This is a genomic window from Actinomadura darangshiensis (assembly GCF_004349235.1).
In the GTDB taxonomy this organism is placed as follows: Bacteria; Actinomycetota; Actinomycetes; order Streptosporangiales; family Streptosporangiaceae; genus Spirillospora; species Spirillospora darangshiensis.
In genome coordinates this window covers 1-10430 of the sequence record NZ_SMKY01000308.1, presented here as the reverse complement: position 1 = coordinate 10430, position 10430 = coordinate 1, and the positions used below count along the sequence as shown (strand labels likewise).

The following is a 10430-nucleotide window of genomic DNA, read 5'->3' as shown; positions in this document are numbered from 1 at the left end:
CCTCAAGCCGCCGGACGGCCCCGCCCCCACCTTCTTCGGCGCCTACGGCGAATGGCTGCGGACGCCACCGCCCAGCTGGGACGACGTCGCCTGGCTCCGCAAGGAGTGGGGCGGCCCCTTCATGCTCAAGGGCGTCACCCGCGTCGACGACGCCAAGAGGGCCGCCGACGCCGGCGTCACCGCGCTTTCGGTGTCGAACCACGGCGGCAACAACCTCGACACCACCCCCGCCACCGTCCGCGTCCTGCCCGCCATCGCCGCAGCGGTCGGCGACCGGGTCGAGGTGCTGCTCGACGGCGGCATCCGCCGCGGCGGCGACGTCGCCAAGGCCCTCGCCCTCGGCGCCCGCGCCGTCCTCATCGGCCGCGCCTACCTGTGGGGCCTCGCCGCCAACGGGCAGGCGGGGGTCGAGAACGTCCTGGACATCATGCGCGGCGGCCTCGACTCCGCCGTCCTCGGCCTCGGGCACTCCTCCGTCCACGAACTGTCCCCGGACGACCTCGTCATTCCGCCCGGCTTCGCCCTGACGCTCGGCGGCGGCGCGGTCCCCGATGTCCCGGCGGGCTGACGTGCCCGAGGGCGCGGGCCGCGACCTGGCCGGATCCGCCTGGCCCGGCGTCCAGGCGGGTTCGCAGGTCCTCGTGCCGGTCGGCTCGACCGAGCAGCACGGGCCGCACCTGCCGCTGTCCACCGACACGGTGATCGCCCAGGCGGTCGCCGAGGGCGCGGCCGCCCGCCTGCGCGCCATGTCCGGCGGACCGGTGCAGGTCGCCCCGGCCATCGCCTACGGCGCCAGCGGCGAGCACGCCGGCTTCCCCGGCACGGTCTCCATCGGACACGAGGCACTGCACGCCGTCATCGTGGAAACCGTCCGCTCGCTCGCGCTGTGGGCCGGACGCGTGGTCCTCGTCAACGGGCACGGCGGCAACATCGCCACCCTCGACGCCGCCGCGGGCCGGATGCGCGCCGAAGGCCACGACGTCGCGTGGACCGGCTGCGAAGCGCCCGGCGGCGACGCCCACGCCGGATTCACCGAGACCTCCGCCATGCTGCACCTGGCCCCGCACCTGGTCCGGCCGTTCGACACGGTCACCGGCGACACCCGCCCGCAGGCGGAGCTGATGCCCGACCTGGTCGCCCGCGGCGTCCGCGCCGTCTCGCCGTCCGGCGTCCTCGGCGACCCGGCCGGGGCCTCGGCCGAGCGGGGCCGCGAGATCGTCCAGAGGATGGCGGCGTCCGCCGTCCGCCTGATCGACGGCTGGTGCCCCGACGCCCGCGGCCGCCTCCGCACCTCGGATGCACGCTCGGGAGAGTTGCGGCCATGACCGGCGCCGGCGATGGCGCGCTGCCGCCGGGCTTTCCCATCGCGCTGGACCGGGGAACCTCTCTGTGGTCGAGCGGACGGGTCGCCATCGGCGGCACCCCCTGGAAGGTCGTGCGCTTCGCCGAGGCCGCCCGGCCGCACCTGGCCGCTTTGCACCGGACGGGTCCGCGCGGCCTGGCCGACGACTCCCCGCTCGGGCGGGCACTGGCCCGCCGGCTGCTCGACAACGGCATGGCCACGCCGCTCCCCCTGCCCCGTCCAGGCCCGCACGACGTGACGGTCGTGATCCCGGCCTACGGACGAGCCGGCGAACTCGACGCCGCCCTCACGGCGGTCAAGGGCGCTCCCGTCATCGTCGTAGACGACGGCTCCCCCGATCCCGAGCCGCTGCGCCGCGCCGCCGACGCCCACGGCGCACGGCTCGTCCGGCACGATCGCAACCGCGGACCGGCCGCCGCCCGCAATACCGGGCTGCGCCTCGCCCGGACCCCTTTCGTGGCGTTCGTCGACTCCGACTGCCGCCCCGTCCCCGGCTGGCTGGACGTCCTCGTCCCGCACTTCGACGACCCCCGCGTCGCCGCCGTCGCTCCCAGGGTCGTCCCCCGCGTCGTCGACACCCGGCTCCTGGCCCGCTACGAGGCCGCCCGCTCCACCCTCGACATGAGCACCCGCCCCGCACTCGCGCGCCCGGGCGGCAGGCTCGGCTTCGTGCCCACCGCGACCTTGCTCGTCCGCACGGCCGCCCTGGGAGGCGTCCTCTTCGACGAACGCCTGCGCCTCGGCGAGGACGTCGACTTCGTCTGGCGGCTGAACGACCTCGGGTGGAACGTACGCTACGAGCCCGCCGCCCAGGTCCTCCACACGCCGCGGCTGCACCCGGTCGACTGGGCCCGGCGCCGCCACCAGTACGGCACCTCCGCCGCCGATCTGGCCCGCCGGCATCCCGGCAGGCTCGCCCCGGCACGCCCCTCACTGTGGAACCTCGCCGTTCTCGGCCTGCTCGCCCGCGGACGCCCCGCGCCCGCCGCCGCCTGCGGCGCCCTCGCCACCGCACTGCTGGCCAGACGCCTGGCCCGGCTGCCCGCCGACTGGAGCCTCGCCGCGGTCATCGTCGCCAGGGGCGCCGCCGCCGACGCCACCGGGCTCGGCCACGCGCTGCGCCGCGAATGGTGGCCCGCCGGCCTGCTCGCCCTCGCCGCCTGCCGGCGCGACCGCCTCGCCCGCGCCGCCGCCCTGACCATGCTCGCGCCCATCGCCCTCGAATGGCTGCGCGAACGCCCGGCGATCGACCCCGTCCGCTACACCGCGCTGCGGCTCGCCGACGACATCGCCTACGGGTCAGGAGTGACGGCGGCATCGGCCCGCGCCCGCACGACCGCTCCCCTGCGCCCGGTCGTCCGCCTGCCGCACCGGCTGGCGCGTCAGCCGGCCCGGGGACGGGCAGGCTCGTTGCCCGGAGCCCGCCGCTGGGCGGCCAGTGCCGCCTTCGTCAGCTTCTCCATCCGGCGGCACGCCCGCCTGTAGAACCTGACCTGCGTGAAACGGCCGAAGAGGATGAAACCGAGACGCACGATGGGGTTCGGAATGGGGGCCCGCTGCGAGAAGGCGTGGACGTGGAACTCGACCTCGCCGGTATCGAGCCACTTTCGTACTTCCTGGTCCATCTGGCCGCGTTCGAGGTGGCCCTCCAGCGTCCCGTAGTTCCAGCCCCACACTCGCGCCTGGTGGCCGTCCCGTTCGACGACTCCGTCGACGACGTCGCCGACGCGGAGGCCGAGGAGGAAGCGCAGCCCGTAGAAGCGGCCTTCGAGAAGCATGTTCCTGCCCGGCTCCGGTGGGCCCGAGTGGCAGACCTCCCGGATGATGCGCCGGTCGGCGTACGCGTAGTTCCGCACCAGGCTGCGAGCGGCCTCCCAGCTCCCGCCCGCGACCGGCGGGCCGGGCGGCTCCGCCGGCAGCGGCTGCCTGTAGTCATCGACATGCCAGCCGCGCTGCGGCCGGCTCATGTCGTACCGGCTCGGGTCGAAGTTGAGGGGGAGGCGGCGCAGGTCGGCGTGATATTGCCGCATTCGCCGCAGGACGCGGGTGCTCCTCTTCATCGGGCCACCTCCCTGTGACGTGCCTCTTCGCCTTCGCTGGACCGCGGTGTACGTGGGTCCGCGCACCTGCTGCAGGAGGCCCGCAGGGGGCAGTTCCGGGACGGGGTTGAGGGCGGGGTTGAAACGTGTCGGTTCGCTGTCATCTGTTCGCGCGGGGCCATGGAGCCGAAGTTCACCGAATCGCTCCCACGGGCCGAACTCGGTCGCCACCAGCAGATCCAGCAGCAGCGGCCGCTCGTCCAGGGCGCGCGCCAGCGGCCCGAGACCACCCGGGACGCGCTGGGCCCGCCGCGCCGCAGCGCCCACCAGGACGCGCCGGTCACCGGCCCGATGCGCGAGCAGCGATCCGTAGAACGCCGGGCTCCACCTGCGCGCGGGCCGCAGCAGGTGGCGGCCCAGCCGGGCGTGCCCGGTCGTGGCCAGCAGCAGCTCCGCGGTGGCCTGCGTGCCACCGGTCCGCGGTTGCCGCCATCGCAGGGCCAGGCCCAGCACGTCCGGCAGCGCGGACGGCAGGCCCAGCGCGCGGGACAGCCGCACCTGGCCCGGCAGCTCCGCGCGGTCGTCGAGGAACGGGACCCCCCAGTACCGGGACGTCCCATGCAGGATCAGGGTGGCCTCGACCACCAGGCCTCTGGGGTGCAGAGGCCGCTCGCGCAGCCGGGCCGCCAGGGCGAACGTCCGCGCGAACGACGCGGTGACCGTGCCGGCGAGGAGCCGCTGCCATCGCCCGGGTTCGGTGACATCCGCCCGTTCCGTGCTGACTTCCACGTCACCCACGATGCGGCCGCCGGACATCTCGGCGGCGCGGGTGCAGAAGTGCGCCCACATGTGGAGCTGCATCTCCTTCGCGATGCCCAACCTCTCATAGAGGACGTACGCCAGCCGGTCGGCGCTTCGCGCCCAGGACTCGATCGTGAACACGAGGCCGTCCGGGACGTCCCGCGCACGAAACTCGATCTCCCCGGCCTCCATGTGTCCGTGCAGTGTCGCGAACCGGAAGGACACCGGTGTCCGTTCCACCACCCGGACCGGGCAGTTCCACGGCCCCGGCATGTGGACCACGTACTCGTCCCCCACCTCCAGCCGTCGGGAGGTGCCCGAGGTCTTGTCGAAGACGGCGACCTCCACCGGCGAGGCGGCGTTGAGATCGTCGCCCAGCCGCTCGATCAGCTGCGCCGCGGGCAACGGGGCATCGGAGACACGGACCGTATACCGCCGTTGGTAGACCGGGCCAACGCCCTGCCGCGGGGCCTGCACCTGTCCCCCGCGATGCGGGATCCGCCGGATCTCCGAGACGGCCCCGGCGCGGAGCCGGTTCCGCGGTAGCCGGCGGGACCGCCGCAGCCAGCGCCATCCGGCCATCCCCATTCCGGCGGGCCAGCGCGTCGCACGCGCACGCCGCCGCCAGCGTAGTTGCACGGCGCCCCCCGATGCCGCCTCGTCAACGCCCGGCCCCGCCGGGCCGACGGGCGTCGCCTTACCCTGCCTGACCAGGTCGAACCACCGTGTCCGGCAGGAGGTGGCGCGTTTCAGCCGGGGCGGCGGACGGCTATCACGGTGTCGGCCGGCAGGGATCGGACGGTGAAGTACTGGGGGGCGAACTGGGTTGGGTGGAAGTGGACGTCCTGCCATGTCCAGGTCGATGTGTTCGCGCGCAGGATGAATACGTCTATGGGGCCGTATGGGGTCGTCCGGGAGGCGTTTGCGAAGGGCTTGGGGCCGGTGGTGTTGGCTAGGGCCGCCAGGGCGGCGTGGCGGTCGTCCCAGTGGCTGGTGCTGGATGCGGCGGTGCGGTCGACCGCTATGTAGCCCGGCCAGGGCAGGTAGGCGAAAAGGCGTTCGTCGTAGGAGAGGGTGTGGGGCGTCGCATGAGGGCCTAGGGCATCTTTGACGGCTCGCTTGATCGGGTTGATCGGGAACCAGCGTGTGGCAGGACGATCGGGCGCGTACCGCGGGCGGGTGCCATCGGGGCGTGGTTCGGTGTGCGCGAGGACGGCATAACGGCGGTTGCCGGTGGCGGCGGCGGGATCGCTGGTGGGGGGCGTCCAAGCCTGCCAGTAGGCGAAACCGATCCAGCCGATCAGAACGGCGATCGCGGTTGCGGTGACGCCGTGCGGGACGGTGTCGCGGGTGGCGAGGCGGCGTACCAGGGCCGGTAGGGCGTGCATGAGGGTGAGCACACCGGCAACGGCCAGCAGGGCCGCGACCATGCGGGCGGTGTGGTAGTAGAGGCCCGTGTGGCCGGTGAGGATATAGCGTGCGGTGCCCATCGCGCGGTAGAGATAGGCGCCGGCCACCAGGCAGAGCAGTGGAGTGGCCCACCAAGCGGTCTTTCGGTACCACACCATGCCCAGCAGGCCGATCGCCTGGAGGGCGCCCAGTGGCGTGGCGGCCAGGAACGGGAACGGGTCGCCCGTGATGGCCGGGGCGGGGAACAGGTCCGAGACCATCTGGCCGCCGTCGCGGATCAGCGTCCAGGCGTAGGGCACCAGGTACCAGCCGGACACCGCTGCGGCCGCCACGAGCAGCTTCGCCAGGTGCTTGAGGTAGCCGCGCCGGTCCTCGGACGCCCGCCACGTCGACCATGCCAGGACGAGCATGCCGAGCGCGCCCCAGAGCACGAAGCCCAGGTAGGTGGCCACGATCAGGCCGCCGAGGAGCCCGGCCGGCAGCCAGTGCAGCCGCGCGCGGGACGGGCGGCCGATCGCCGCCGGGACCCACGGGATGAACACCGCCAGCGCGATGACCTCGTGCGCCTTGCGGGGATCGCCGAAGGCGACCAGGGTCGCGGCGGCGATGACGAGCGCGGCGGGCGCGGGCACCAGGCGCGCCCACAGCAGGAACGCCAGCAGCACCGCCGCCGAGACGGCCAGGATCTGCGCGTCGCCGAGCAGCCGCCACGCGGGGACGTCCAGCAGCGCCGCCGCCCGGCCGACCAGCCAGGGGAACAGCGGCGGGTACTCGGTGGGCACCCCGGCGACGATGCCGTCGGACGGGACCGCGGTGGCGCTGTAGCGGGTCGCCATCGCGCTCATCCGGCCCTGGTCGCCGGTCAGGCCCGCGAACCCGAAAGGGGTTCCGTACAGCCCGTTCCGCAGCGAGAGCGCCACCCAAGCGGCGAGGAGCCCGGCGGCGGCGCCGGCCGGCGGATCGGTGCCTCGCCTGCGGAACGCCGCGAGTGCCAGGCCGGCCGCCAGCAGCAGCCCCCCGACGGCGATCGGCAGCACCGCGCCGCGGGGCGTGAAGGGGCTCCGACCGGCGACCGCGGGCAGCAGCATCGCCGCCGGGATGGCCAGCACCCAGGTGATCGCCGCCGTCGCCGCGGGGTGCCGGACCGTCCCGATGATCCTGCCCATGCCGGCGGGAGGATCAGCCTTTCTCGAGCATGCGGTCCGCCACGCGCCCGGTGGCCTTGCCGTCGTCGAGGGCGCAGAAGCGCTCGGTGAACCGCTCGTACGGTGCTGCGTAGTCATGGGCGACCCCGTCGATCGAGCGGAGGGCTTCGATCACGTCGTCCGACGACCCCAGCAGCGGGCCTGGCGCGTCGTGCTCGAAGTCGAAGTAGAAACCGCGCAGTTCGTCCCGGTAGTGGTCCAGGTCGTAGGTGAAGAAGAGCATGGGGCGGCCGGTGCCGGCGTAGTCGAACATCAGCGACGAGTAGTCGGTCAGCAGGACGTCGGCGACCAGGAACAGGTCGGCGATGTCGGGATAACCGGAAACGTCGCGGACGAAGCCGCCCGCGTCTTCGGGAACCGTGTCGACCACGTTGGGGTGCCGCCGTACCAGCAGCACGTGGTCCTCACCGAGCGCGGCCGCTGCCCGCTCAAGGTCCAGGCGCAGGTCGAGGCGGTACTTGCCGGGGCCGTAGAACCGGTCGTCCCGCCAGGTGGGCGCGTACAGCACCGCGCGCTTGCCCGGTGGCAGGCCGAGCCGCTCGCGCACCAGCTCGGCCAGCATCGCGCCGTCGGGTGAGGCGAGCACGTCGTTGCGCGGGTACCCGGTCTCGATGATCTCCCCCTCGTAGCGGAACGCCCGGCGCAGGATCGGCGTACTGAAGGCGTTCGGGGAGACCAGGTAGCTCCAGTTGCGGACCTCCTTGGCCACCTTCTCCAGGTAGCGGACATTGGCGAACTGGACGTCCTCGATGTCGAACCCGATGCGCTTGAGCGGCGTTCCGTGCCAGGTCTGCACGACGGTCTGGCCATCGCGCCGGACGAACCACTCGGGCAGGTGGGCGTTCGTGACGATGTACCGGCTGCGGGCCATGGCCTCGTACCACTCGGCACCCCACATCCGCACCGGCCGCGCCGTGCCGGGCAGCTCGACCTGCGCGTCCCGCACCAGCCAGAGGTGCTCGACGTCGGCGTCCCGCCGTACCAGCTCTTCGTGCAGCGCGCGGGGGCTATCGGAGTACTGCTTGCCGGAGTAGCTGTCATAGAGCACGGCGGGACGCAAGGGCCGCAGCCGCCGAGGCGCCCGGTAGTGCCGGATGCGGGTGCGCGTCTGGCGGTAGGCCCCTCGTTCACCGGGCCGCAGGTCGGAATGGACCTCCACGATGGGAAGGTCGTAGCCCTGTTGCCGGAACTCGTACCGCCGGCCATCGGCCACCGACTCGACCGGCAGGCGCTCCGGCAGGGCGTGATCCAGGACGAGGGTCGGGTCCGACGCGTTCTCCGCCTGCCGGAACCGCAGTTCCCATTTCCCCGCGGCCAGCGGAAGCACCCCGCCGAGCGTCACCAGGCGGCTCAACGGAAGCTCGGCGCGGAACCGGCCGTCCTGGCAGGACATGGCGAAGACCCGCTCCTCGTTCTGGCCGCGGTTGCGCAGCACCAGCCGTGCAGGGCCGTTCGCGGGGGTGAAGTCCCCGGCCAGGACGAGCGTCCCGTCCTGCTCCCAAGCCGCGTCGGTGACGACCGGCCGCGGCGTGCGGGCCTTCAGCCACGCGTACCCGTACCGGGAGCGGAAGACCACGATCTCCCGCCCCGAGAACGTGTACAGGCCCTCGGCCGCGTCCTCGTCGAGCAGCAGCCGAACCGGCTCGCCGGACGCGCCGGCGCCTTCCGGCAGGCTCAGCTCGAGGCGCCAGCCGACTCCGTCGTCGGGCTCGGACACGGGGAACCGCTCGGACGCGGGGCCTTGGCCCGTGATGTCGGCGGTCAGCTCGCGCAGCGGGATCTGGACGCGGAAACCGTCGCCGGCCTCCTCGTCCCGTGACACGGAGTAGCGGTCGAGCTCCGTCCCGGCCCGCCGGCGCACCACGAGCACGGCGCCTTCCGGCAGGCCGCCGCGGAACGTGCCGCGGATCTCCAGGGAACCGCCGGTCACCCGGTGGCCGGTGAGGCGCGCCCGGACCGTCTCCACCCGGATCCGGAGCGTGCCGCCTCGGGTGATCAGCGGGAACACCCGAACGTCATCGGCCACATAGCGCCAGGGCGGGTGTGGCCCGCCGCTCGATCCCGCGGCCAGCGCACCGCGCCGCATCTCGCCATGGCCGTACACTCCCGCCGCGACCAGCCAGGTGCCGTCCGCGTACCGGCCCTCGCGCCGCAGCCGCTTCGGGTCGATCGTGCAGCTGAAACCCGACCACCGGTGACTTCGCTTCGGATCGCGCGACACCGCGTCGGCGTTCCGGCCGCGCCGGGTCCACGCGGGGAACACCTTGGTCCCAGCGCCCGCGGCCCGCACACCGACGACCTTGAGGGACGACCAGGGGAACCGCGTCCCGGCGTAGTCGATGTAAGCGTGCCCGGTGATGCGCAGCTTGCCACGCCGCCAGGTCACCTCGTACAACTGGGCGCGGGTCGCCAGTTCCTCGCCGAGCCGGAACACCTGGCGGGGAATGCGCAGTCGGCGGTCGCCCCAGAACGGATACTTCGCATAGTGCCGCCACCACCGGCGGGTCACCGGTATCCGCAGGCCGCGGCGGTCGTACTCCAGTACTTTCAGCAGTTCCGGCAGCAGCCCGCGGCCCACCAGGTGCCATTTCAGGCGCAGCATGGCGGGAATCTCGTCCAGCGCACCGCGGTCGGCCTGCTCCAGAAAGGCTCGCGCCAATTCCATGAACCGGGTCCGAAACTCCTCGTCGGCCTCGTTCAGCACGTTCAGGAAAATCCGCAGATCGCTGCGCAGCGCGACCACGTCGTACGCCCGCTTGCAGGCCCGCACCCGCGGTTCCGGCCGCTCCCCGAGGAACCGGCTGACCGCCTCCACGGCGGCGAACCGGTCGGTGACCGCCTCGATCTCGGTGCGCCGCTGGGTGATCGACGGCCCGCCGGCGGTGCGCTGCCGCCAGTGGTAGACCGGTTCGTTGATCACGTCGACCGTCGAGGCCAGGAAGTGCGCGGGCAGGGTCACCGGGATGTCCTCGTACAACACCCCCTCGGGGAACCGGAACGCGTGCTCGTCCCAGAACCGGCGGCGGAACACCTTGTTGGGCACCAGCCGGTCGTACATCAGCAGTTCGTCACGCGTGATGTGCGTCCGCAGCCGCGTGGTCCCCATCGGACGGCGGTGCATCGGCGACTGCGTGAGCTCATCTCCGGTCAGCAACTGCACATTGCCGGAGGCGATGTCCGACCCCGTGCGCTCCAGCGTCCCGACCAGCAGTTCCAGCGCGTGCTCGGGCAGCACATCGTCACTGTCCACGAATGCCAGGTACTCGCCGCGCGCCGCCTCGGCCCCCACGTTGCGCGCCCGCCCGAGCCCGCCATTGGGCCGGCGGATCAGACGGAAACGCGAATCGCCATCGGCGAACCTGCGGGCGAGCTCCCCGCTCCCGTCCGTCGAGCCGTCATCTACCAGGACCACGTCCAGATCGCGTAGCGACTGCCGGGCGATCGAAGCCAGGCACTCCGCTAAATACGGCTCGACGTTGTGAATCGGCACCACAACCCCGACCCGCGGCTCTTGCTTCGCCCCCATGGACGCCCCTTTCGTTCCCACCGCCCTATTCAGGAGACGCCCCGGAACGGAAATCGGATCACACGCAATGGCCCATGGGCCCTCAC

6 protein-coding genes are annotated in these 10430 nt (G+C 73.0%); 3 read left to right on the top strand and 3 right to left on the bottom strand.

From position 1 onward, the window contains the following. From E1293_RS39180 to mftF, 3 genes are all read left to right on the top strand, one after another. Positions 1-568 (top strand): alpha-hydroxy-acid oxidizing protein (locus tag E1293_RS39180; RefSeq protein ID WP_207939355.1); only part of this gene is annotated, 568 nt, incomplete at its 5' end. Next, positions 552-1325 carry a mycofactocin biosynthesis peptidyl-dipeptidase MftE gene (gene mftE / locus E1293_RS39175; protein WP_132203900.1) on the top strand — a complete coding sequence of 258 codons (774 nt, stop codon included), beginning with the start codon at positions 552-554 and terminating at the stop codon, positions 1323-1325. The genes E1293_RS39180 and mftE, both read left to right, overlap by 17 nt. Beyond that, a complete protein-coding gene (gene mftF / locus E1293_RS39170; protein WP_132203898.1) occupies positions 1322-2848 on the top strand; it encodes a mycofactocin biosynthesis glycosyltransferase MftF in 1527 nt (508 codons plus the stop codon). The genes mftE and mftF overlap by 4 nt, the downstream gene beginning before the upstream one ends. On the opposite strand, the gene E1293_RS39165 is transcribed toward mftF, so the two are convergent. The 3 genes from E1293_RS39165 to E1293_RS39155 form a co-directional block, all read right to left on the bottom strand. Beyond that, positions 2746-4608, bottom strand: a complete 1863-nt coding sequence (locus E1293_RS39165; protein ID WP_165978593.1) for a DUF1990 family protein — start codon at positions 4606-4608, stop codon at positions 2746-2748. The two genes, mftF and E1293_RS39165, sit on opposite strands and share 103 nt — an antisense overlap. 344 nt (positions 4609-4952) lie before the next feature. Next, positions 4953-6779 (bottom strand): arabinofuranosyltransferase, encoded by a 1827-nt coding sequence (locus E1293_RS39160; RefSeq protein ID WP_165978592.1) that lies wholly within the window; start codon positions 6777-6779, stop codon positions 4953-4955. Between the two features lie 13 nt (positions 6780-6792). Further along, complete coding sequence (locus tag E1293_RS39155; RefSeq protein ID WP_132203892.1) at positions 6793-10344, bottom strand: bifunctional glycosyltransferase/CDP-glycerol:glycerophosphate glycerophosphotransferase; 3552 nt, start codon at positions 10342-10344, stop codon at positions 6793-6795. Between the last annotated feature and the right edge of the window lie 86 nt (positions 10345-10430).

Excerpts from the sequence above, each read along its gene's own strand:
- E1293_RS39160 (WP_165978592.1), bottom strand. The coding sequence starts at position 6,779 with ATGGGCAGGATCATCGGGACGGTCCGGCACCCCGCGGCGACGGCGGCG.
- mftF (WP_132203898.1), top strand. The coding sequence starts at position 1,322 with ATGACCGGCGCCGGCGATGGCGCGCTGCCGCCGGGCTTTCCCATCGCG.
- mftE (WP_132203900.1), top strand. The coding sequence starts at position 552 with ATGTCCCGGCGGGCTGACGTGCCCGAGGGCGCGGGCCGCGACCTGGCC.
- E1293_RS39155 (WP_132203892.1), bottom strand. The coding sequence starts at position 10,344 with ATGGGGGCGAAGCAAGAGCCGCGGGTCGGGGTTGTGGTGCCGATTCAC.